Origin of the sequence: Ruminococcus sp. RTP21484sp1_RTP21281st1_A8_RTP21281_210402 (genome assembly GCF_040914025.1) — a bacterium.
Lineage (GTDB): Bacteria > Bacillota > Clostridia > Lachnospirales > Lachnospiraceae > Blautia_A > Blautia_A faecis.
In genome coordinates, this window is the sequence record NZ_JBCPGE010000061.1 from 1 (window position 1) to 24,213 (window position 24,213).

Below are 24,213 nucleotides of genomic sequence, written 5' to 3' on the forward strand. Positions count from 1 at the left end.
TTCCTTTGCACTCATTACTATTAACTTTTTAAATCAGTCTGAGATGTGGGTATGGAATCTCAGATTACAATTGACGTATGTAATCCAACCGCCTGCAAAATGCAGGCGGCTTGTGTATTTTAATAGGCAGGTGCGCCGTAGCCAAGAATCTCGTAATAACCGATAGAATACTCATTGACTCGGCAACTGTCGCCGGAGTTGCCCTCGACCGTATAAACCTTGCCGTTTTCGACCTTTTGAACAATACCCGTATGGTCGGATAATCCATCCTGACCACTTTCGTCTGCCCAATCGAAGAAAATAATCATTCCGGGGGCAGGCTCGGCGCTGCCATCCAGCCATTGTCCACGATCCTTAAACCATTGTACTCCGTTGACACAGCCTGCATATTTTGGGATAACTCCAGCGTCGATATAGCCGCACTCGTTGGCACACCAAGATACAAAGCAATGATGAAGCTAAGATTTTAGCAGAAACATATTACAGTATTGGAAATGATTTATATCAATCACTGCTCCCCAAACTCCAAACACAAACACCTTCTCAAGAGGACATCTGGCGTTTGTACCCTGCATTTGTTAATCTGTCATTTTCCTGTGAAATAATTCTAAAACTCTTTTATGAAAATGATCATGGAAATATTGTCAATGGCCATAAACTATATAAAGATCTCTTTAACAAATTATCCGATGATTCAAAAAAGATTATTTTGGACTTAACAATAAACGCTATGAAAGGTAACTCTGATTCAGATTACACTAATGAAATGTTTATTAGCGATTTAAAAAAAAGCGAAAACACTTTTGCTCATGAACGTTATTCATTTGAAATGATTCCTGGAAAATCACATAGTTTGCAATGTAGTTTTCTACTTACATTTTCACGTATGCTAAATATATTAGCAAAGTCCTTGAAATAAATGCTTTATTAATTACTGATTCCACAATTTTGTTATCATTCTGTTATCACAAACGGTTGTCAGGATACTCTCCCGGCAGCCGTTTTTCTATACTGTTCGTTATTATTTCCCACTCTTTCTAATATTTCCACTCAACAGAAAAACCCCGGAAACCTTACGGTTCCGGGGTATCTTACGTTTGGACACATGTACCTTACGGTACTCAATATATATAATTTAAGATGTTATGCTAAAATTATTCGATAACTGTAGCAACACGTCCTGATCCTACAGTACGTCCACCTTCACGGATAGCGAAAGTAAGACCCTGGCTCATAGCGATTGGGTGGATCAGTTCGATTGTCATCTCGATGTTATCTCCAGGCATGCACATCTCTGTTCCTTCTGGAAGGTTGATAACACCTGTAACGTCTGTTGTTCTGAAGTAGAACTGTGGACGATAGTTGTTGAAGAATGGTGTATGACGGCCACCCTCGTCTTTAGTCAGAACGTAAACCTGAGCTGTGAATTTTGTATGGCATGTGATTGTTCCTGGTTTAGCAAGAACCTGTCCACGCTCGATCTCGTTTCTCTGAACACCACGAAGAAGTGCACCGATGTTATCACCAGCCTGAGCCTCATCAAGAAGTTTACGGAACATCTCGATACCAGTTACAACAACTTTACGAGTCTCTTCTTTGATACCAACGATCTCAACCTCATCAGATACGTGAAGAACACCAGCCTCTACTCTACCAGTAGCAACTGTTCCACGTCCTGTGATGGAGAATACGTCCTCTACAGGCATAACGAATGGTTTATCTGTGTCACGCTGTGGGTCTGGAATGTAGCTATCTACTGCATCCATAAGCTCCATAATCTTATCGCCCCACTCGCTGCTCGGATCCTCAAGAGCTTTAAGAGCAGATCCTCTGATAACCGGGATGTCATCTCCTGGGAAGTCATACTCGGAAAGAAGCTCACGGATCTCCATCTCAACCAGCTCAAGAAGCTCGTCATCGTCAACCATATCACATTTGTTCATGAATACAACGATGTAAGGAACACCTACCTGACGGGAAAGAAGGATGTGCTCTTTTGTCTGAGCCATAACACCATCTGTAGCAGCAACAACAAGGATAGCACCATCCATCTGAGCTGCACCAGTGATCATATTCTTAACGTAGTCAGCATGGCCTGGGCAGTCAACGTGTGCATAGTGTCTATGCTCTGTCTCATACTCAACGTGTGCTGTAGAGATTGTGATACCACGCTCTCTTTCCTCTGGAGCTTTATCAATGTTAGCGAAATCTGTAGCTACGTTACCAGCAACTCTCTCAGAAAGTACTTTTGTGATAGCAGCTGTTAAAGTAGTTTTACCATGGTCAACGTGTCCGATGGTACCAATGTTACAATGCGGTTTTGTTCTCTCAAACTTAGCCTTTGCCATTTTAAAATGTCCTCCTTGATTAGTTGGCTCATTCTCTATTAAAATAGAGCGCCATATCGATTTTAAACTTGCTATCCTTGATTATATTGCAAACCAAGGATATTTGCAAGCTTTTTATTGTTTTATATGAAATCCTAATTCAGCCTGTAGTTAAATCAGTCTTTCTTTGCCAGAACTTTTTCCTGAACACTCTTTGGAACTGGCTCATATTTCTCAAAGAACATGGAGTAGTTACCACGTCCCTGAGTTCTGGAACGAAGATCTGTTGCATATCCGAACATTTCGGAAAGCGGAACAAATCCACGAATCATCTTACCGCCGCCGATATCATCCATACCTTCGATACGACCACGACGGGAGTTGATATCACCGATAACATCACCCATGTAATCCTCTGGTGTGGTTACCTCAACCTTCATGATAGGCTCAAGAAGGATTGGGGAAGCCTTCTGCATAGCATCCTTGAATGCAAGAGAACCTGCAATGTGGAATGCCATCTCAGAAGAATCGACTTCATGATAAGATCCATCGTATACATTTGCATGTACACCAACAACCGGATATCCTCCAAGGATACCAGCCTTCATAGCCTCTTCGATACCTTCTCCTACAGCCGGAATGTATTCCTTCGGAATAGCACCGCCGACAACAGTAGACTCGAACTTGTACAGTTCTTCGCCGTTGGCATCCATAGGCTCGAATTTAACTTTACAGTGACCATACTGTCCACGACCACCGGACTGTTTAGCATATTTACTGTCTACGTCAACAGCCTTGGTGATTGTCTCTTTGTAAGCAACCTGAGGAGCACCTACGTTAGCCTCTACGTGGAACTCACGAAGAAGACGGTCAACGATGATCTCAAGGTGAAGCTCACCCATACCAGCGATAATGGTCTGTCCTGTTTCCTGATCTGTATGTGCACGGAAGGTCGGATCCTCTTCTGCAAGTTTTGCAAGAGCCTCACCAAGTTTGCCCTGTCCTGCTTTTGTCTTAGGCTCGATAGCCAGCTCGATAACTGGTTCCGGGAACTCCATGGACTCAAGGATTACTGGATGCTGCTCATCACAGATTGTATCACCAGTTGTGGTGAATTTGAATCCGATAGCTGCAGCAATATCACCGGAGTAAACCTTATCAAGCTCCATACGCTTGTTAGCATGCATCTGAAGGATACGGCCAACACGCTCTTTTTTGCCCTTTGTAGAGTTATATACATAGGATCCGGAATTCATTGTTCCTGAATATACACGGAAATATGCAAGTTTTCCAACGAATGGGTCTGTCATGATCTTGAATGCCAGAGCGGAGAACGGCTCTTCATCAGAAGAATGTCTCACGGTCGGGTTTCCATCCATGTCAACACCATCAATTGGTGGAATATCTGTTGGAGCAGGCATGTACTCCAGGATAGCGTCCAGAAGTTTCTGAACACCTTTGTTTCTATATGCAGAACCGCAACATACCGGAACAGCTGTACACTCGCATGTACCTTTTCTCAGAGCTGCTTTCAGTCTGTCTGTGCTTGGCTCTTCGCCCTCAAGATATTCCATCATGAGATCGTCATCCAGCTCACAGATCTTCTCGATCAGTTCTGTATGATAAAGCTCAGCATCCTCTTTCATGTCTTCCGGGATATCGGTGATAGTAATATCATCGCCCTTCTCGTCATTGTAGATGTAAGCTTTCATTTCGAATAAGTCAATGATTCCCTTGAAGTCATCTTCTTTTCCGATTGGCAGCTGCAGGCAGATTGCATTTTTACCAAGACGAGTCTTGATCTGCTCTACTGCGCCGTAGAAGTTTGCACCAAGGATATCCATCTTATTGATGAATGCCATACGTGGTACATTGTAGGTATCAGCCTGACGCCAAACGTTCTCAGACTGTGGCTCAACACCACCCTTTGCACAGAATACGCCGACAGCGCCATCCAGTACACGAAGGGAACGCTCAACCTCAACAGTAAAGTCTACGTGACCTGGGGTATCAATGATGTTGATACGATGCTCCAAAGCACCAGGCTTCGGTTTGCAGTTCTCTTCCAGTGTCCAGTGACATGTTGTTGCAGCGGATGTGATTGTGATACCACGCTCCTGCTCCTGCTCCATCCAGTCCATGGTAGCAGTACCTTCATGAGTATCACCAATCTTGTAGTTGACACCTGTATAGTACAGAATTCGTTCTGTAAGAGTTGTCTTACCTGCATCGATATGAGCCATAATACCAATGTTTCTGGTTCTCTCGAGCGGGTATTCTCTACCTTCTTTTCCAGCCAATGGATTTTCCTCCTTGATTAGAAGCGATAGTGAGCAAATGCTTTATTTGCTTCAGCCATCTTATGCATGTCTTCTTTCCTCTTTACAGATGCTCCGGTGTTATTGGCTGCATCCATAAGCTCGTTAGCCAGTTTCTCTTCCATGGTCTTCTCGCCTCTCTTGCGGGAGAACATGGTGATCCAGCGAAGAGCCAGAGCCTGACGTCTGTCAGCTCTTACCTCGATCGGAACCTGATAAGTAGCTCCACCGATACGTCTTGCTTTAACTTCAAGCTGAGGCATTACGTTGTTCATTGCCTCTTCAAATACTTCAATTGCTGGCTTGCCAGATTTTTCTTCCATTCTGGCGAATGCTCCGTAAACAATTTTCTGTGCAACACCTTTCTTACCATCTAACATGATGTTATTGATAAGCTTTGTAACAACTTTATTGTTGTACATCGGGTCTGCCAGAACGTCTCTTTTCTGAGTATGTCCTTTACGTGGCACGTTACTTCCCTCCTTAATCATCCTGATTATCTCATCGGTACTCACGCAGTAAACTATTGCATGTTCGCACTGGTAATGGTCCTATATTTAACCCGCAACCGACAGGGTATATGGAATACCGTACAAATCTCTATAGTCTCCGCAGCAATACGGATGGATTATTTTTTAACTTTCGGTCTCTTAGCGCCGTATTTGGAACGGGCCTGTTTTCTGTTAGCAACACCTGCGGTATCAAGAGTACCTCTGATGATGTGGTATCTTGTACCAGGTAAGTCCTTAACCCTTCCTCCACGGATCAGAACAACGCTATGCTCCTGAAGGTTGTGACCTTCTCCTGGGATGTAGCTTGTTACTTCGATTCCGTTGGAAAGACGAACTCTGGCGATTTTTCTAAGAGCTGAGTTAGGCTTCTTAGGAGTAGCTGTTTTAACAGCTGTGCAAACGCCACGTTTCTGTGGTGCAGACTGCTCAACTGCTTTCTTTCTTAAAGAGTTATAAGTTCTCTGCAGAGCCGGAGCTGTAGATTTCTTAACAGCTGTCTGGCGTCCTTTTCTTACTAACTGGTTGAATGTTGGCATTCCATTTCACCTCCCGATTTATTTCTCCATAGATTGTTCTATGGGGTTTCCTTGCGGTTGCTATTATCTTAGTAAGCGCGGAAAAAAATGCCTTATTTCGCACGCTTTTTGATTATATCCTGTCTGCATATCTCTGTCAAGGTGTTTTTCATCAATTTTTCCTTATTTTTTCAAGGTTTTTACAATTTATCACGGTGAATTATAAATAGGTTTCTTCTTATTATAATGTATTTTTTACTGCTGTTCTGGAGCGTGTAAAAAAATCATTCCCGTGATCTGCATCACAATTTGTGGGAGATTTCGCTCGGATGAGGGCGCCTTAGCGGGCTACGGTAACCGAATTCGGGTAAAATATACCGCAAATTGTGACGCACATCTTGCAGAAAGCCTTTTTCAAACACGCTCTAGGAAAACTTAACTTTACATTGCATTCACAGCTTCACATTATTATAATAAGAAACAAGAACTTTTCAGCACCTCTACAGTACCTGCTTTTCGAAATACAATCTGCTGAATAGTCGAAAAAAGAATTAACATGAACAGGAGTATACATATGTGTTTCAAAAAAGCAGTGGCTAAATCCAGTGGATTCTCCCGGATTTTTGCATTTGGCCTCATGATTTTTTCCGGAGCAGGACTTATAAATCTGTGCACTGTCTGTGCTGAGACCACTGACGAGCTTCAGGGACCGCCTGTAGCCCAGTCACATATAATCGGTATTGATCCCGGTCATCAGAGTCCAAATGTGGATATGAGTGACCTTGAACCTCTTGGTCCAGGTTCCACAGAAATGAAAGCCAAAGCCTCAACAGGAACCCAGGGAACTTTTTCAGGTCTGCCTGAATATCAGCTGAATCTGGATGTTTCTTTGAAGCTGCAGCAGATTCTGGAAGACCGTGGCTATCAGACTGTTCTTACCAGAACGGATAATGATACTGCCATCAGCAATAAAGAGCGAGCTGAATATGTTGCCGGACAGGGGGCCGAGGTTTACGTGCGTATCCATGCCAATGGTGCTGAATCGTCCTCTGCTGCCGGTGCACTTACCATTTCCCCCTCCTCTTCCAATCCTTATGTATCCCAGCTCTATGATGATTCCAACAGCCTTTCCCAGTGCATTCTGGATGCCTATTGTGACGCAACCGGATTTGAAAACCGCGGCGTAACATATGCCGACAATATGGTTGGAATCAACTGGAGCACCATTCCGGTAACTATTGTGGAAATGGGATTTATGACCAATGAATCTGATGATCTGAAAATGAGCAATCCGGATTTTCAGAACACAATGGCATCTGGAATCGCTGATGGGATTGATGCATATTTTGCGGAAAAATAAATCTGGATTTATTGCCATAAAATAATGTCTCTTCCAGATATTTCATTGATTCGAAAGGAGAACTTATGAAAAATAATAGAAAGAAACAAACCTCTTCTTATCTGCTGATTTTTCTTGGCATTGTCGCTGCTTTACTAATTCTTATCATTCTTTACCTTACTTTCTTCAAAAGGGACAGCCAGAGAAGTATTAATCTGGCAAAAAACGGTTCAGCAACAGCCCAGACTGAAGATTTCACTGACGGTGAAGCTTCCGGATTTACCTCTGGTGATGAAACTTCTGAAGACGCCGACCAAAGCGGCTTTGTTTCTGATGATGGAAATTCCGACAGCGAAGCTTCTACTGATGATTCTTCTGTCCAGGGACCTTCCCAGAGAGAAAATGCAGGTTCTGTACAGTCTTCTCCAACTCCGGAGGAAGTAACTGTTCCTTATCAGACTCCTGCTGCCAATACAGAACCAGTAGGTCCTTCCCAGTCATCCGGTTCCAACTCCGCTCAGACAACAGATGGCACTTCCCAGGGAAAAAAAGATTCTACCATGGCTGCTATTACCCCCGAACTTTCTGACGATGATGGCACCATCTCTCCCTCCCACGGAAGTTCTGCTTTTGACAACAAATCCGATGAAAAGATGGATACTCTGGTCTCTCAGGTTCAATCCCAGCTTCCTGTTTCAAACGGTTCCTGGAGCGTTTATATCTGTGACCTTTCAGGCGGCTCAGAGGCTACGATCAATGATTCCCCAATGCAGGCAGCCAGCCTGATCAAGCTTTTCATTATGGGTGCAGTATATGAGAATTATGATTCTTTGTCCCAGCAGTATGGTTCTGCCACCCTGGATTCCTATCTGACACCAATGATCACCGTCAGTGATAATGACGCGGCAAACAGTCTGGTTTCCTGCCTGGGAAGTGGCGACAGCACTGCAGGTATGCAGAAAGTAAACAGTTTCTGTCAGTCTCACGGCTACACAAATACTTCCATGGGACGACTGCTTCTTGCCAGCAATGAATTCGGAGATAATTACACTTCTGCCTATGACTGTGGAAAATTCCTGAAAGAAATTTACCAGATCTGCTCTGGTACTACTCAGACGCCAAGCCTTTTACATGCAGAAGAAATGTATTCCCTTCTGAAGCAGCAGCAACGTACCAACAAGATTCCGGCTGCCCTGCCAGAGGGCGTCAGCGTTGCCAACAAAACCGGTGAGCTTTCCGATGTAGAAAATGATGCCGGAATCCTGTACAACGCACAGGGTGGAAACGATCTGGTCATCGTCTTCCTTTCCCAGAACCTCTCCAGCCCGGGAGAAGCCCAGAATACAATTGCACAGCTTAGCCGCAGTATTTATCTCTACTATAATGATTAACCTTAATTGCTATTAAAAATGCGCAGTGCCTCCAAACAGCACTGCGCATTTCTATATTAAGAAATTTCTTACTCCTCGTCCCCATTCTCTTCATATGACATTTCCCATATCTCCGAAAAAACAGCCAGCGGACAATCCGTCAAAAGACACATCAGAAGGAAGCATTCATATGGGTTCACAATATAAATCTCGCTCATTCCACACTTTTTCAGAATTCTCTGCGCTTCCTCTATGAAATGGTGGTATCTGTCATAGGGATCATCATCCTCCATCTCCTGAGACACGATAAAGAACTCCAGCGTAAGAAGATCAAACCGCTCTACCGGGAATTTGTGATTCAGAATATTGGTAATTCTCTGTCTGCTGAATCTCTTCTGGCTGAAATGTTTCGCCAGGATAGAGGCCGACATTTTTTTTAGATTTCCCATCTTATTAATAGGAATACCATTGCAGATTACCTTCTCCAGATCAGAAGGAGTAATATTCTCCGGTTTCCAGATCTTATCCCGGCATTTCTCCTCCTCATCCTTCTGATACATGGCCGCAATGATCTGCTTCGCGTGTTCCAGAAGGCGCAGGAACTCCTGAAATGCCTGACTCTTCTCATTCATGGGATCATCCCAGCCAGCTTTCAGGCATGCCAGATATTTCAGCAATTTTTCCTCTGTATCTATGATAAAATCGCCGCCTATCACTTCTGCCACTTTCCCCTTATCTGTTGCAGGTTCCATGGATTTGTAATTCTCTTTATATTCCTCTGCCTTGCTGTAAGGAAGCTGCTTACTATAACAATACCAGTAAATCACTTCCTCTGGATTATGGAAATCAAAATCCTGCTCCTTCAGCACCCTTGTCAAAAAGTCAGAAACATCCTCCGCGCTCATGCGAAGCCCGAAGCCCAGCAGAAATACAGTCTCGCGCTTTACTGAGGCCTGTGTAAGCCAGTTGTTCACCAACGCAGGAAGCTTAGTTGAAGTAGGATTCATAGACTTGGGTGTATACGTTTCCCGGAAAGAATCAACTGCAATATCTCGGTATACCTCCTGAGGCACTTCCCCAAACGGTTCCTCAATCCCGGCTCTTTCATAGATATATCTCTTCAAATGATCTCCGAACGAAACCAGCTCCATCTCTTTATATAAATAATGAAAAATAACGTCCGCATCTTCATCCTCAAATCCGTCCAGACTGACTACCTGACGAAATCTCTGGGCGGCCCTTCTGGTAAATTCAAAATCCTTTACGGAATCAAATGCCACTGTCTGTTCAAAATCAAGATCCTGCATACGATTTTTCATCATAAATCACCTTCATTTTCCTATAATCAACTACTTAAATTGTGAAAAATTTTGCCCTCTGATTTATCCCTTCTTCTGCAAAAGCCAGGTTTTGAACGGCCGATTATCTGCTCTTACCTCGCAGAGAATGATCGTAGTATTATCTCTGGCCCCTTTATCCAGTACCCTTGTTAAAAGAGCATGGGCAATATCACGAATTGAGTCCTCCAGCTTCATAATTTCTTCAATCTCGCGATCAGATAACATATCTGTTACCCCGTCTGAGCAAAGCAGATAACGGTCCCTATCCTGATAAGGAACTGCCGCAATGGCAGGTTCCAGCTTCATCTCGGTCTCCTCCACTCCCAGAAACTGAGTCAGTGGTGCTTTCCCAAATCTGCAGCTTTTCAACACATGATCTCTGGAAATCTGTGAAAAATTCCCCTTGGAAAACCGATAAATCCTGCTGTCTCCCAGATTACAGATATACGCTTCTTTTTTTCCAAAAGCAATCATCGCCATAGTAGTTCCCATGGCACTGATCCGTTGTTCCCGACCATAATCACATACAGCCTGATTCATATTCTTACAGGCTTCTGTAAGAAAAAGTTCTGGTGCTTTACGAAGCATCCCCTTATTTTCCCTATAAAAATGCTCCAGGCTGTCAGAAGCAAGCCAGGCAGCCATTTCCCCCTGGCTCTCCCCTCCCATGCCGTCAAAAACAGACATTACCGGAAGGCTCTCCCGAAGTCTGAGACCAGTACGGATTTCTTCTGTTCCATGATTACTCACTGGAAGGTACTCTCCACAGCACCAGAAATTGTCCTCGTTATTTGGTCGCACTTTCCCTGCATGGCAGGTATATGCATAATCAATATGATATGTCATTCTATTCCTCTTCGCCTGTCTGTCGATGTTCCAAAGAATCACAGCCACTTCTTATATGACCGGTATCATCATTCATCTAACTGCTCCAGCGCATTTTTCCAGTATTTCTCGCCACGCTTGGTGTACTCAGTACTGTCATTCTCCTTATCGTGGACAGTTCCGTCTGTATCGATCCAGCGGATCAGTTTGCCACGCTTGTCATAGTAATATAATTCCTTCTTATTACCGGTCCATACATATGCAAAAAACAGACGTTCATCCCAATAATAATACTCCTCATAAACTCCATCTTCGGATGTCTCCGGATAAATCAGCGCTTTCACCAGTTTCCCGTTGCTGTCATAGTAGCGAAGCCGGTCGCCTTCCTTGCCAACTTCCTCGCAGTCCGGAAGTTCGCTTACAATTGTATTCGCCTGCTCCTTAATTGTCTGAATTGAAGTAGAAAATTCATCAATTTGAGCAGTACTGTTATCATTAGCTTCCAGAACTTCCATAACGTTCTCCGTATTTTGAGCCTTGCGATTCTCATCATGGATTAATTTCATATAAACACCAATAATAATGCATGCCGCAAGCGCCACTACAATAAGGGAAACTGTCCATGGTGAAATCTGTCTTTCCTGGTCCCACCCGCTTCTCTGCTGCTTCTTTCGCTTAGTGGAAGAGGCATTTACTGACTGTTTCTCATAATTTTTCACTGCATTTTTCGCAGGCTTTCTGAGCTGTGCCTCTTCTTCCCGGACAGCTTTCTCAATCTGAGGGTCTTCTGCCACATGGGTCCGCTCCATACGGTCTTCCGGCTCCTGAGGGGCATATCTTCTCTGATCCCGCTCAAGTTCTGCTGAATTTGTCAGCTCCCACTGGGACTTCTCCCACTCTTTCTCTGCATTCACCGGTGCCAGACGAAGCTTCTCCAAATCCCGCAGCATATCTTCTGGTTTCCTGTAACGTTTCCCCGGCTCATATGCACATGCTTTTAGTATAATGTGGGAAAAAGCAGCACTGGCATTAACTGGTGCCGGCATTTTCTCCCCTGCCATTCTCCGTGCAAGGGCAGTCTCTTTATCTCTGTATGTAATCAGCTGCTTATCCAGCGAAAGAAAAGGCAGCCTGTTCTGATTCATCAGTTTATATAATACAATTCCAAGGGAATAGATATCAATACTGCTGTCGTACTTCTCTCCCTTGTAAATCTCCGGTGCCATGTAGGAATAGGTACCTTTCTTGGACATATTGCTCATGGTATGTGCCTGTTCCCTGGCAATTCCAAAATCGCCCAGCTTAAAGTCACCGAATCTGGACACAAAAATATTCTCCGGTTTCACATCACGGTGAATAATATTCAATTTCCTGCAATAAATCAATGCCATAGCCAGGTCACAGCCAAGTTTGATCACTTCCTTCTCAGTAAGCTCCTTGCCTGTGCAGTAATCCATAAAGCTGGTAAGATATTCCATTCTTATGGAAATGTCCCAGCCGATCTCATCCAAATATTCCACCACTTTGAAATCTTCAAATGAAACCACATGGGAATTTCCGCAAAAATGCTCCATAGTATATATTTCCTGAATGCAGTCTTCTACCAGATTTCGAAAATATTCCCTGGTAGACTGCTCATTATTCATCTCTGAGCGTACGCTATCAAGTTCTCCCTTACTTGCCGGTATGGATATAATCTTGATTGCGGAGTAAAAAGAGCGGCCTCGTTCTGTCCGCTTTGCTTTATACACTTTCCCAAAGGATCCTTCGCCTATTTTCTCTATAAGTTCCCATTCTGGCCAGACGGAAACCGGAACATCTTTATCCATGTATGTTCTCCCTCCTCGAACGGGTAATGACTTTTTAAATGGACTGGCAAGTCTTCCCCGTCACGATGCACAGAAATCATGGTTTACGTGATTTCGCACCGCTATTCTCGGGTTTTCTGTGAACTACTTTTCCCCCAGAACACCTCGCGGAATACTGCCTTCTGAATAGTTACATAAAACATTATACAGGAATCTTACCACAAATGATAGACCAGGTTGTATTTTCCTCTATCCATATTTTTCCTTACCCTCGCCTACGGCGGATTGTCTCAAGCAGCATTTCCCTTGCTGCTGCAGTGTGTTCCTGCCGGGCTGCACTTTTTTGTGTAACTGTAAGTTCCATAGAATTCTCTGTTACACAAAAATCCCCCAAAGCAACATTTCTGTCACCCTGGGGGATTTCATATTTTATCGTTTATTCTTCACTGTCTTCAGAAGAATCCTCATCCTCAAATGTATCCTCATCCTCATCCACTGCAAGATCTGCCTCATCAGCAGTCTCCAGCTCTTCTGAGTCTTCCGCTACATCCAGCACATCCTGATCCTCGTCGTCCATTTCATCAAATTCGATTTCTTCTGGCTCTTCCGGCATTCCTGTATCAAGCTCTACATCGCTGTAGCACTTCATACCTGTACCAGCTGGAATCAGTTTACCGATGATTACATTCTCTTTCAGACCGATCAGATGGTCAACCTTACCCTTGATGGCAGCTTCGGTCAGAACCTTGGTAGTCTCCTGGAAAGAAGCAGCTGATAAGAAGGAATCAGTTGCCAGAGATGCCTTGGTAATACCAAGCATTCCCTGTTTTCCAATTGCAGGACGTAATCCCTCAGCTTCCAGTTTCTCATTTACTTCCTCATACTCGAGGAAGTCAACAAGTGTACCTGGCAGGAACTCAGAATCTCCGTTATCCTCGATACGGATTTTCTTCAGCATCTGATGAACGATAACCTCGATATGTTTATCGTTGATCTCAACACCCTGAAGACGGTATACACGCTGAACCTCACGGATCATGTAATCCTGAACTGCACGAACACCCTTGATTCGAAGGATATCATGCGGGTTTACACTACCTTCTGTAAGCTCATCACCAGCCTCCATAACCTGTCCGTCCATGATCTTGATACGGGAACCGTATGGAATCAGGTAAGTCTTGGAATCACCAGTCTCCGGATCTGTTACGATGATCTCTCTCTTCTTCTTGGTGTCATTGATTGTAGCAACACCCTTGATTTCAGTGATAACAGCAAGTCCTTTCGGCTTTCTTGCCTCAAAAAGCTCCTCGACACGAGGAAGACCCTGTGTGATATCTCCACCGGCAACACCACCTGTATGGAAAGTACGCATGGTCAGCTGTGTACCTGGCTCACCGATAGACTGTGCAGCGATGATACCGATGGACTCACCAACCTGTACCGGCTCACCGGTAGCCATGTTTGCGCCATAGCACTTCGCACACACACCAACCTTACACTTACAGCTCAGGATGGTACGGATCTTAACCTGCTCAACAGCACCTCCGGTAATGTTGTCTACACCCTCTTTCATGATACGTGCAGCACGCTTCGGAGTGATCATGTGGTTTGCTTTTACAAGGACTTCGCCCTCTTTATTCTTAATGGTCTCGCAGGAGAAACGACCTGTAATACGATCCTGAAGGCTCTCGATCTCCTCCTTGCCATCCATGAAACCTTTTACATACATACCGGAAATCTCTGCTCTGTTCTCACAGCAGTCCATCTCACGTACGATCAGATCCTGAGATACGTCAACAAGACGTCTTGTCAAGTAACCGGAATCGGCTGTACGAAGAGCGGTATCAGAAAGTCCTTTACGAGCTCCATGAGCGGACATGAAATATTCCAGTACGTCCAGACCCTCACGGAAGTTTGACTTGATAGGAAGCTCGATTGTATGTCCGGTTGTATCGGCCATCAATCCACGCATACCTGCAAGCTGTTTGATCTGTTTATCAGATCCACGGGCACCAGAGTCAGCCATCATGAAGATGTTGTTGTACTTATCAAGTCCGGAAAGAAGTGCATGAGTAAGCTCATCGTCAGTCTTCTTCCAGGTATCCACAACCTCTTTATAACGCTCTTCCTCAGTAATAAGACCACGTTTATAGTTCTTTGTGATCTTATCTACAGTATCCTGTGCAGCCTTGATCATCTCAGGCTTCTGCGGCGGCACGGTCATATCAGAAATAGATACAGTCATGGCAGCTCTTGTAGAATACTTGTAACCCATAGCTTTGATAGAGTCCAGAACCTCAGCAGTCTTGGTTGCTCCGTGAGTATTAATAACTTTTTCAAGGATCTGTTTCAGCTGTTTCTTACCAACCAGGAAGTCAACCTCAAGAAGAAGTTCATTTCCCGGAATGCTTCTGTCAACAAATCCAAGATCCTGTGGCAGGATCTCATTGAACAGGAAACGTCCCAGTGTAGACTGCACGTTGCCTGTGAAAGTGCTTCCATCCGGCATTACCTTGCTGCAGCGGACAAGAATCTTGGACTGCAGAGTAATTACCTGATTCTCATATGCCAGAATTGCCTCATTTACGCTCTTGAAGAACTTTCCTTCTCCCTTATTTCCAGGTCTTTCCTGTGTCAGATAGTAAATACCAAGGACCATATCCTGTGAAGGAACGGCTACCGGTCCACCATCAGAAGGTTTCAGAAGGTTGTTCGGAGACAGAAGCAGGAAACGGCACTCTGCCTGTGCTTCCTGGGACAGTGGAAGATGGACAGCCATCTGGTCACCATCGAAGTCAGCGTTGAAAGCGGTACAAACAAGCGGATGAAGCTTAATAGCCTTACCTTCTACAAGGATCGGCTCAAACGCCTGGATACCCAGACGATGCAGTGTAGGTGCACGGTTCAGCATAACCGGATGTTCTTTGATAACATCTTCCAGAACGTCCCATACAGCTGGCTCAAGCTTCTCTACCATCTTCTTGGCATTCTTAATATTGTGAGAGGTACCGTTTGCTACCAGTTCTTTCATAACGAAAGGCTTAAACAGCTCGATTGCCATCTCTTTTGGCAGACCGCACTGATAAATCTTCAGCTCTGGTCCAACAACAATAACGGAACGTCCGGAGTAGTCAACACGCTTACCAAGAAGGTTCTGACGGAAACGTCCGGATTTACCTTTCAGCATATCAGAAAGGGATTTCAGGGCTCTGTTTCCAGGACCTGTAACCGGACGTCCACGACGACCATTGTCGATCAGGGCATCAACTGCTTCCTGAAGCATACGTTTCTCATTGCGGACAATGATATCCGGAGCACCAAGCTCCAGCAGTCTTTTCAGACGATTATTACGATTAATGATTCTTCTGTACAAATCATTCAGGTCAGATGTCGCAAAACGTCCACCATCCAGCTGTACCATAGGACGAAGATCTGGCGGGATTACAGGAACAACATCAAGAATCATCCACTCAGGACGGTTTCCTGACTCGCGGAAGGATTCAACAACCTCAAGACGTTTGATGATCCTTGCACGCTTCTGGCCTGTTGCCTTAACCAGCTCTGCCTTTAATTCAGCGGAATCCTTCTCAAGATCGATAGCCATAAGGAGCTCTTTGATAGCCTCAGCACCCATGCCTACGCGGAAGTTATTTCCGTAAGACTCACGGGCATCCTGATATTCTCTCTCTGTAAGGATCTGCTTGTACTGAAGTCCGGAATCTGCCGGATCCAGTACAATATAATTTGCAAAGTAAAGAACTTTCTCCAGTGTTCTTGGAGTCAGATCCAGGATAAGTCCCATACGGGACGGAATACCCTTGAAATACCAGATATGGGAAACAGGAGCAGCAAGCTCAATGTGACCCATACGCTCTCTACGAACGGAAGCCTTGGTAACCTCAACGCCGCATCGGTCGCAGACAACACCTTTATAACGGATTTTCTTATATTTACCGCAGTGGCACTCCCAGTCCTTGCTTGGTCCGAAAATTCTTTCACAGAAAAGTCCGTCTTTCTCCGGTTTCAAGGTACGGTAGTTGATGGTTTCCGGTTTTGTAACCTCACCTCTTGACCACTCTCTGATCTTTTCCGGGGACGCCAGTCCGATTTTAATGGCATCAAAAGTCATTGGCTGATATGTTTCATTGGTATTGGTTGATTCTGCCATGTATTCTTTTCCCCTTTCTACTCTTCGATATCATCGTAGGAATCGTCGATTTCGGATTCATAATCCTCTTCTTCGTCCTCGTCCACATCAACAAGTTCCTCTCCGTCAAACTCCTGCTTGGTATAGCCATGTTTGCTGAAGGATTCCTCTCCTCTGTGGCCGCGGGAATCTCCCTCGATAACTGCACGAAGATCGGTTTCGCCGTAATCTACATTCTCCATGATCTGAACTTCTGTCTGATCATCTTTGAGCACACGTACATCCAATGCCAGGGACTGGAGCTCTTTAAGAAGAACCTTAAAGGATTCCGGAATACCAGGCTCAGGGATGTTATCACCCTTGATGATTGCTTCATAAGTCTTCACACGACCGACTACATCATCGGATTTAACTGTCAGGATTTCCTGGAGTGTATAGGATGCACCGTATGCCTCCAGAGCCCAAACCTCCATCTCTCCGAAACGCTGTCCACCGAACTGAGCTTTACCACCCAGTGGCTGCTGTGTAACCAGAGAGTAAGGACCTGTGGAACGGGCATGGATCTTATCATCAACCAGATGATGCAGTTTCAGGTAATGCATGTGTCCGATTGTGGTCGGACCGTCGAAGAACTCTCCGGTACGTCCGTCACGAAGCTGTACTTTACCATCTCTGGAAATCGGAACACCTTTCCACAATGCTCTGTGGGCTTTGTTCTCATCCAGATACTGCATTACATCAGGTGCCAGAATGTCTTTGTATTTCTCACGGAACTCTTCAAAATCTTCTGTATTTACATAGTCATTTGCAAGTTCCAGTGTATCCTGGATATCATTCTCGTTTGCACCATCGAATACCGGTGTGGAAATATTAAAGCCAAGTGCTTTGGCAGCAAGACTTAAATGAATTTCCAGGACCTGTCCAATGTTCATACGGGAAGGTACACCCAGCGGGTTCAGCACGATATCCAGTGGACGTCCGTTCGGAAGGAATGGCATATCCTCAACCGGAAGTACACGGGAAACGACACCCTTGTTACCATGACGACCAGCCATCTTATCACCAACGGAGATTTTTCTCTTCTGTGCGATATAGATACGTACAGACTGATTAACTCCTGGAGACAGCTCATCACCATTTTCTCTTGTGAATACCTTGGCGTCTACAACGATACCATACTCACCGTGTGGTACCTTAAGGGAAGTATCACGAACCTCACGTGCTTTCTCACCGAAGATTGCACGAAGAAGTCTCTCCTCTGCTGTAAGCTCAGTCTCTCCCTTAGGAGTAACCTTACCAACAAGGATATCACCAGCACGAACCTCTGCACCGATACGAATGATTCCGCGCTCATCAAGATCCTTGAGTGCATCATCACCTACGCCTGGAACATCACGAGTGATCTCTTCCGGTCCAAGCTTTGTATCACGGGATTCTGCTTCATATTCTTCAATGTGAACAGATGTATAAACATCGTTCTGTACAAGTTTCTCACTTAACAGTACGGCATCCTCGTAGTTATAACCTTCCCAGGTCATAAATCCGATCAGAGGGTTCTTGCCAAGAGCAAGCTCTCCCTGAGAAGTAGACGGACCATCGGCAATAACATCACCTGCTTCAACGTGCTCGCCCTGATTAACGATCGGACGCTGGTTGTAACAGTTGCTCTGGTTACTGCGCATGAATTTGGTAAGATGATAATCATCTTTTGTTCCATCATCATTCTTGATGCTGATATCGGTAGATGTGGAGCGAAGTACAGTACCAGACTTTCTTGCAACCACACAAACACCGGAGTCAACAGCTGTCTTTGCTTCCATTCCTGTACCAACAACTGGTGCTTCTGTAGTAAGAAGCGGAACGGCCTGACGCTGCATGTTTGATCCCATCAGCGCACGGTTCGCATCATCGTTCTGAAGGAATGGGATCAGGGCTGTAGCTACAGAGAATACCATCTTAGGAGATACGTCCATGTAATCAAACATCTGACGCTCATACTCCTGAGTCTCTTCACGATAACGACCGGAAACGTTCTTACGAACGAAATGTCCTTCTGCGTCAAGTGCCTCATTCGCCTGTGCTACATGGTAGTTATCCTCTTCATCAGCGGTCATGTAAACAACTTCGTCAGTTACACGCGGATTCATAGGATCCGTTTTATCAATCTTACGGTAAGGTGCCTCAACAAATCCGTACTGATTCAGCTTTGCATAAGATGCAAGGGAGTTGATCAGACCGATGTTCGGACCCTCAGGAGTCTCGATCGGGCACATTCTTCCGTAATGGGAATAGTGAACGTCTCGAACCTCGAATCCGGCTCTGTCTCGTGACAAACCGCCAGGTCCAAGTGCGGAAAGACGTCTCTTATGGGTCAGCTCACCAAGAGGGTTGTTCTGATCCATGAACTGTGACAGCTGGGAAGATCCGAAGAACTCTTTTACAGCAGCTGTTACAGGTTTGATATTGATCAAGGACTGCGGGGAAATGCTCTCCACATCCTGTGTTGTCATTCTCTCACGAACCACACGCTCAAGTCTGGAAAGACCGATACGGTACTGATTCTGAAGCAGTTCACCAACCGCACGGATACGACGGTTTCCTAAGTGGTCGATATCGTCGTCATTTCCAATGCCGTATTCCAGATGCATATTGTAATTAATAGAAGCAAAAATATCTTCTCTTGTAATATGTTTCGGAATCAGGTCATGGATATCTCTGCGGATAGCAGCAATTCTATCCTCAAGTGTGTCATTTTCTTCCAGAATTTTTTCGAGTACAGGGTAATATACTAACTCTGTAACCCCAAGCTCTTCCAGGTTCTCAATTTCTGGCAGATAGTGATGCATGTCTACCATTAAGTTAGAAAGGACTTTAATTCTGCGGTCTTCTTCACCCTGGATCCATACAAATGGAACTGCAGCGTTCTGAATGGCATCAGCCAGTTCTCTGGTTACGATAGTACCAGCCTCTGCAAGAATTTCTCCTGTAGAGCCCTCAACCACATCGTCAGCCAGCTTATGACCAACAATTCGTTTATTGAAATGAAGTTTCTTATTAAATTTATAACGTCCGACCTTGGCAAGATCATATCTTCTCGGATCAAAGAACATCGCATTGATCAGGCTCTCTGCGCTCTCAACTGCAAGCGGCTCGCCTGGACGGATTTTCTTATACAGTTCAAGAAGACCTTCTTCATAATTTGTAGAAGTATCCTTTGTGAAACTTGCAAGGATCTTCGGCTCTTCGCCAAACAGATCAATGATCTCTGCATTGGAACCAACACCAAGTGCACGGATCAGTACAGTGATCGGAACCTTACGGGTTCTGTCCACACGCACATAGAATACATCGTTGGAGTCAGTCTCATATTCCAGCCATGCTCCTCTGTTAGGAATTACTGTACAGGAAAACAGTCTCTTACCGATTTTATCGTGTGCAATGGCATAATAGATTCCAGGGGAACGTACTAACTGGCTGACAATAACACGCTCAGCACCGTTAATGACGAAAGTTCCTGTCGCGGTCATAATCGGCAGGTCTCCCATGAAAATCTCGTGTTCGTTGATCTCATCTGTTTCCTTGTTAATCAGTCTCACTCGAACCTTCAAAGGTGCGGCATAAGTTACGTCACGTTCTTTACACTGCTCGATGGTGTATTTAGCCTCTTTTTCATCAAATGTGAAGCCGATGAATTCAAGACTGAGCTTTCCGCCGTAGTCTGCGATTGGAGAAATATCGTCGAATACTTCATTCAATCCTTCGTCGAGAAACCACTGGTAAGAATCCTTCTGGACCTCGATCAAGTTCGGCATTTCCAGGACTTCTTTTTGTCTCTGGTAGCTCATTCGCATGCTTTTTCCAGTTTTTACAGAACGAATTCTGTTTTTTTCCATTGACGTTTCACCCCTGTTTTATTTTATTTATTACAACATCAGCCCGCTCTGCTGCATAAGCATAGTAGGCATATCTTGCCATAATATAGCATTCTTCACTATAGCACAACAAAAAAAGCCTGTCAAGCACTTTTCTGTTGTTTTTTCATTTGTTTTTTATTTGTAATTGCTGAATAGTTATAATTTATTTTACTTTTCTCTTGCTATAAGAAAGGTTTCCATATTTATCCGATAATACAAAGAGAAGCGTCGTTCCTTTTTTCTGTTTTTTGATAGAAATATTATATTTCTTTTTGGAATTGATGCTTCCTCTGCCGATTTTTTTATTCTTGTTTCTGCTTACTGCATAAATTGTAAGCTTCTTTCCACCCGCCGCTTTGCCTGTGATCTTCACTGACTTTCTGGTGATCTTAGACGCAGTAGGCATTTTCACGGAAATGATTCCAGTGCTGTTTTCCGCATAAATTGCATAAGTACTGCCATTATTCTCCAGACGGTTCTTTTTGTTTCCGGAAATCTTTGACCTGCTTACATATAAACCGCATTTTCTGCTGCCAGTAACCGCATTTCCATAAAGTTTTCCAGTCTGACTTGCGATCACTTGGATTCCTCTGCCGTTCACATTCGTAATCCTGTTAGATTTTATAACAGCATTTCCAATATTTTCCACATATATTCCGTCCAGCATACAGCCTTTCACCTGATTCGCTGTGATCTGACACTCCTCGCTGCCCCAGAGAACAATTCCGTTCTTTTTTCCGGAGGATATACGGTTCCGGCTTACTTCACACCCGTCAGAGCCATTTTCCATAAGAATTCCATCACCGCCGATACCTGAAATCACATTATCCAGGACTTGATTCTCTGTGGATGGAGTCCCCAGCTTTCCGCCGTCATAAGCGTAGATTCCTACATTTTTACAACCTGATACCTGATTATCTTTTATCACATTTTTGGAAGAAGCAGACAGGTAAATTCCCATATTGGAAAAGGATGCAGTTTTTTGCAGTTTCAACTGATTATTTTCCACTGTACAGCCATCAGCTAGATAAAGGCGAATTCCATTTCCATTCCCTGTGATCATATTTCCCTTTACCTCAACACCGGTTTCCTTATAAATACCTGTCGGAATTCCCTTAGCCTGTGCCTTTGAGCTGTCACTTACCCAGGCTCCCTGGACTTCAATTCCATATCCTCTCCATGTGTTTCCATTGATCTGGCTCACTGAAGAAATAGAAATCTGATTGTTTTTCACGGAAATGCCCGCATTCTGGTGGTTTCCTGCCATTCCCGCAGCAGTTCCTGGCATAAGATGGGTATTCGGGAAATACATGCAGCTCACAAGCACTCCGCCGCCTGCATTCTCTATTATATTGTCCTCCACAGCAGAATCCACGTAATTCAGGCACCAGACAGCTCTCTTTTTCACATTTCGAAAGGTATTCCCCTGAATCACGATGTTCCGGTATGGTCTGTCGTAAATCATGCTGTGACTGCCCACTCCTGCAAACACATTCTCAAAAATGTTATCCGTAATCCTGACATTCTCACAAACTGCTCCATCAAAGGGCTGATATCCTGGAAAAATATAGTCCAGACATGCATCCAGCTGAATGCATTCCTGTCCGCCGCCTTCATATTCCTGCCAATATCCCCGGAATGTACAGCCAGTCACGGTTACATCTTCCGTACCTGCCAGCTCAAGAAAATGAGATTTCAAATTGTTTAGAAATGTTACGTTCTTCACAGTTACGTGTCTGGCATGTCCAATCCTGAAGCCTACAAAACCGCCTGTGCCTTCCTTATCTTCGACAACCGGGTAATTCAGATCCCAGGTTCCGCCTTCAATGGTGATATTGTGATATCCATCATAACCTCCGGCAGAAAGTATGTCATCTCCCAGTCTGAGGACCACATGCTTATCTGTACAGGATTTCGTCAGTACAGCTCCTTCTGCATAAAGAGTAAGATTGCTGTACATATGGATAGTTCCGGAAATCAGATAGCTTCCCTGCGGGATGATTACCGTACAAGGAGTTTCATCTGTAGCTCTCTGCCCCATAAAGTGAAGCACTGTATTCAAGGTTTCGGTAATATCACTTCCATCAGCCACATCTAAAGTCACTACTGTAGCGTTTTCGGGAATAGCCACCAAAATCTGCTGTTCATTACCAGAAGGTACAGGTGTAAGCGGAGTTTCTTCTGGCTCCTCTTCAAAATCATTATCAGACTCATCTGCTGAAAAAAATCCCACCTCAGCTGTTCCGCCATAGAAGCCAGTCTCATCCTCTTCCATTTCCGGCTCAAGATCGCAATCTGAAAAGCTGTCTTCAAAATTCTCCGTCACATTTTCTGCTGATTCAGCATATATAACAGAACTGCCTCCCAGATATAAAGAAACTCCCAGTAATGTTACAGTCAAAAACATTTTTATATTCATTCAGAATCTCCTTGCACAAAAAGAATCCTAATTGCAGGAAACTCCAACAGAATTTCCTGTTACACAAAAAAATCCCCGCAGTGGCCTGCACGACAGACTTCTGCGGGGAGCATGGTTCGCTTAAATACACCTAAATTATTTAAGAGTAACTTTAGCGCCTTCAGCCTCAAGTTTAGTTTTGATATCCTCAGCCTCTGCTTTGGAAGCGCCCTCTTTAACCATTTTCGGAGCACCATCAACAACTTCTTTAGCTTCTTTAAGACCTAAGCCTGTGATCTCACGAACAACTTTGATAACTTTAACTTTGTTAGGACCTACTTCTGTAAGCTCTACGTCAAACTCATCTTTCTCCTCAGCTGCTTCACCAGCACCTGCTGCTGCTACAACAACGCCTGCTGCTGCGGATACACCGAACTCTTCCTCGCAAGCTTTTACTAAATCATTTAACTCTAATACAGATAACTCTTTGATTGCTTCGATAAACTCAGCTGTTGTTAACTTTGCCATTATAATTTTCCTCCATTTTTAAATTTTTTGTGGAATCAATGATTCGATTCAGCGACAGAAACTTAAATTATTCTGCTGCTGGTGCCTCAGCCTCTCCACCCTTCTGCTCTGCGATCTGATTAAGCACACGAGCAAAGTTGGTAATAGGAGACTGGATACTTCCAAGCAGTTTGCCAAGAAGTTCTTCTCTGGACGGGATCTGGGACAGTGCCTGGATTCCTGCCTGATCGTTGTAGTTACCCTCAACAATACCAGCTACTAACTCAAGTGCCGGATACTGTTTTGCAAATTTAGCAAGGATTCTTGCAGGAGCAGTAGCGTCTGTTGCAGAAATTGCAATAGCGTTTGTTCCATGTAAGTGCTTGTCAAGATCTGCACATGGAGTACCTTCAAATGCACGACGCATTAAAGTGTTTTTGTAAACCTTGTACTGTACGCCGGACTCTCTTAACTCTTTACGTAAAATAGTATCCTGCTCAACTGTAAGACCACTGTAGTCAACAAGAACAACAGCCTGTGCGTCTTTAATATTGTTAGCGATTTCTTCTACGATTGGTTGTTTCAGTTCTACTTTTGCCATGAAATGGTACACCTCCTTATAGAATTTGATATACCGCCAAAAAAAGCCTTACTGTAAGACAGCAAGGCTTAACGTAATTCTTACGAAAGAATACTTAGTCCTCGGTAGGCGTTTTAATCCTTATGCCTTACGGCACCTACTGTCTTCGGCAGCGTTCTGTAATAAAATACCACGTTCGATTTTATTTGTCAATAGTAATTTTAATTTTTTTACATCTGTATGAACCATTTATGATAATGTCCTAATATACCACAAAGGAAAATGTCCCAATGTAGTATAATGCTTCCATCAA

Annotated in this window: 15 protein-coding genes, 1 pseudogene and 1 other annotated feature; of the genes and pseudogenes, 3 read left to right on the forward strand and 13 right to left on the reverse strand. The window is 44.2% G+C overall.

The genetic code is table 11. From position 1 onward, the window contains the following. Positions 1 to 119: 119 nt before the first annotated feature. The 5 genes and pseudogenes from AB5170_RS20120 to rpsL form a co-directional block, all read right to left on the reverse strand. Positions 120 to 449: pseudogene (locus tag AB5170_RS20120) on the reverse strand (CHAP domain-containing protein); the annotation flags it as partial. A gap of 705 nt (positions 450 to 1,154) precedes the next feature. Beyond that, positions 1,155 to 2,348: an elongation factor Tu gene (gene tuf / locus AB5170_RS20125; RefSeq protein WP_118583298.1), complete on the reverse strand. Its 1,194-nt coding sequence runs from the start codon at positions 2,346 to 2,348 to the stop codon at positions 1,155 to 1,157. A gap of 155 nt (positions 2,349 to 2,503) precedes the next feature. Then, on the reverse strand, positions 2,504 to 4,627 hold the full coding sequence (fusA, locus tag AB5170_RS20130; RefSeq protein ID WP_226837870.1) for an elongation factor G: 2,124 nt from the start codon (positions 4,625 to 4,627) through the stop codon (positions 2,504 to 2,506). A gap of 17 nt (positions 4,628 to 4,644) precedes the next feature. Next, positions 4,645 to 5,115, reverse strand: coding sequence for a 30S ribosomal protein S7 (rpsG, locus tag AB5170_RS20135; RefSeq protein ID WP_207664929.1), 471 nt, complete (start codon positions 5,113 to 5,115; stop codon positions 4,645 to 4,647). Between the two features lie 158 nt (positions 5,116 to 5,273). Beyond that, on the reverse strand, positions 5,274 to 5,693 hold the full coding sequence (gene rpsL / locus AB5170_RS20140; protein WP_117854826.1) for a 30S ribosomal protein S12: 420 nt from the start codon (positions 5,691 to 5,693) through the stop codon (positions 5,274 to 5,276). A gap of 271 nt (positions 5,694 to 5,964) precedes the next feature. Between rpsL and AB5170_RS20145 the strand changes: the two genes are divergently transcribed. From AB5170_RS20145 to AB5170_RS20155, 3 genes are all read left to right on the forward strand, one after another. Next, positions 5,965 to 6,111 carry a DUF6783 domain-containing protein gene (locus tag AB5170_RS20145; protein ID WP_308768448.1) on the forward strand — a complete coding sequence of 49 codons (147 nt, stop codon included), beginning with the start codon at positions 5,965 to 5,967 and terminating at the stop codon, positions 6,109 to 6,111. Positions 6,112 to 6,246: 135 nt separating this feature from the next. Continuing rightward, a complete protein-coding gene (locus AB5170_RS20150) occupies positions 6,247 to 7,032 on the forward strand; it encodes an N-acetylmuramoyl-L-alanine amidase (protein WP_243881956.1) in 786 nt (261 codons plus the stop codon). Between the two features lie 65 nt (positions 7,033 to 7,097). Beyond that, positions 7,098 to 8,402, forward strand: a complete 1,305-nt coding sequence (locus AB5170_RS20155) for a serine hydrolase (RefSeq protein ID WP_330590301.1) — start codon at positions 7,098 to 7,100, stop codon at positions 8,400 to 8,402. A gap of 68 nt (positions 8,403 to 8,470) precedes the next feature. Here AB5170_RS20155 and AB5170_RS20160 read toward each other — a convergent pair whose 3' ends face one another. The 8 genes from AB5170_RS20160 to rplJ form a co-directional block, all read right to left on the reverse strand. Then, positions 8,471 to 9,703, reverse strand: a complete 1,233-nt coding sequence (locus tag AB5170_RS20160) for a hypothetical protein (RefSeq protein WP_330602697.1) — start codon at positions 9,701 to 9,703, stop codon at positions 8,471 to 8,473. A gap of 60 nt (positions 9,704 to 9,763) precedes the next feature. Then, the gene (locus AB5170_RS20165; protein WP_173770108.1) at positions 9,764 to 10,567 is read right to left on the reverse strand and encodes a PP2C family serine/threonine-protein phosphatase; all 804 of its coding nucleotides are present in this window, start codon (positions 10,565 to 10,567) and stop codon (positions 9,764 to 9,766) included. Positions 10,568 to 10,635: 68 nt separating this feature from the next. After that, on the reverse strand, positions 10,636 to 12,375 hold the full coding sequence (locus AB5170_RS20170) for a serine/threonine-protein kinase (RefSeq protein WP_173770109.1): 1,740 nt from the start codon (positions 12,373 to 12,375) through the stop codon (positions 10,636 to 10,638). Positions 12,376 to 12,790: 415 nt separating this feature from the next. Beyond that, positions 12,791 to 16,522, reverse strand: coding sequence for a DNA-directed RNA polymerase subunit beta' (gene rpoC, locus AB5170_RS20175; protein ID WP_148463547.1), 3,732 nt, complete (start codon positions 16,520 to 16,522; stop codon positions 12,791 to 12,793). Between the two features lie 17 nt (positions 16,523 to 16,539). Next, the gene (locus AB5170_RS20180) at positions 16,540 to 20,394 is read right to left on the reverse strand and encodes a DNA-directed RNA polymerase subunit beta (RefSeq protein WP_118583310.1); all 3,855 of its coding nucleotides are present in this window, start codon (positions 20,392 to 20,394) and stop codon (positions 16,540 to 16,542) included. A 184-nt stretch (positions 20,395 to 20,578) separates the two neighbouring features. Next, positions 20,579 to 22,834 (reverse strand): right-handed parallel beta-helix repeat-containing protein, encoded by a 2,256-nt coding sequence (locus AB5170_RS20185; RefSeq protein WP_173772033.1) that lies wholly within the window; start codon positions 22,832 to 22,834, stop codon positions 20,579 to 20,581. A 135-nt stretch (positions 22,835 to 22,969) separates the two neighbouring features. Then, positions 22,970 to 23,341 carry a 50S ribosomal protein L7/L12 gene (rplL, locus tag AB5170_RS20190; protein WP_118583314.1) on the reverse strand — a complete coding sequence of 124 codons (372 nt, stop codon included), beginning with the start codon at positions 23,339 to 23,341 and terminating at the stop codon, positions 22,970 to 22,972. Positions 23,342 to 23,408: 67 nt separating this feature from the next. Beyond that, complete coding sequence (gene rplJ / locus AB5170_RS20195; protein WP_118583316.1) at positions 23,409 to 23,921, reverse strand: 50S ribosomal protein L10; 513 nt, start codon at positions 23,919 to 23,921, stop codon at positions 23,409 to 23,411. A 30-nt stretch (positions 23,922 to 23,951) separates the two neighbouring features. Next, positions 23,952 to 24,088 (reverse strand) — a sequence feature (ribosomal protein L10 leader region). Positions 24,089 to 24,213: the final 125 nt, after the last annotated feature.

What these genes read in the sequence shown, in the direction of transcription:
- rplJ (WP_118583316.1), bottom strand. Translation starts at nt 23,921, where the DNA reads ATGGCAAAAGTAGAACTGAAACAACCAATCGTAGAAGAAATCGCTAAC.
- AB5170_RS20185 (WP_173772033.1), bottom strand. Translation starts at nt 22,834, where the DNA reads ATGAATATAAAAATGTTTTTGACTGTAACATTACTGGGAGTTTCTTTA.
- tuf (WP_118583298.1), bottom strand. Translation starts at nt 2,348, where the DNA reads ATGGCAAAGGCTAAGTTTGAGAGAACAAAACCGCATTGTAACATTGGT.
- rplL (WP_118583314.1), bottom strand. Translation starts at nt 23,341, where the DNA reads ATGGCAAAGTTAACAACAGCTGAGTTTATCGAAGCAATCAAAGAGTTA.
- AB5170_RS20170 (WP_173770109.1), bottom strand. Translation starts at nt 12,375, where the DNA reads ATGGATAAAGATGTTCCGGTTTCCGTCTGGCCAGAATGGGAACTTATA.
- AB5170_RS20155 (WP_330590301.1), top strand. Translation starts at nt 7,098, where the DNA reads ATGAAAAATAATAGAAAGAAACAAACCTCTTCTTATCTGCTGATTTTT.
- AB5170_RS20160 (WP_330602697.1), bottom strand. Translation starts at nt 9,703, where the DNA reads ATGATGAAAAATCGTATGCAGGATCTTGATTTTGAACAGACAGTGGCA.
- AB5170_RS20165 (WP_173770108.1), bottom strand. Translation starts at nt 10,567, where the DNA reads ATGACATATCATATTGATTATGCATATACCTGCCATGCAGGGAAAGTG.
- rpoC (WP_148463547.1), bottom strand. Translation starts at nt 16,522, where the DNA reads ATGGCAGAATCAACCAATACCAATGAAACATATCAGCCAATGACTTTT.
- AB5170_RS20150 (WP_243881956.1), top strand. Translation starts at nt 6,247, where the DNA reads ATGTGTTTCAAAAAAGCAGTGGCTAAATCCAGTGGATTCTCCCGGATT.
- rpsL (WP_117854826.1), bottom strand. Translation starts at nt 5,693, where the DNA reads ATGCCAACATTCAACCAGTTAGTAAGAAAAGGACGCCAGACAGCTGTT.
- AB5170_RS20180 (WP_118583310.1), bottom strand. Translation starts at nt 20,394, where the DNA reads ATGGAAAAAAACAGAATTCGTTCTGTAAAAACTGGAAAAAGCATGCGA.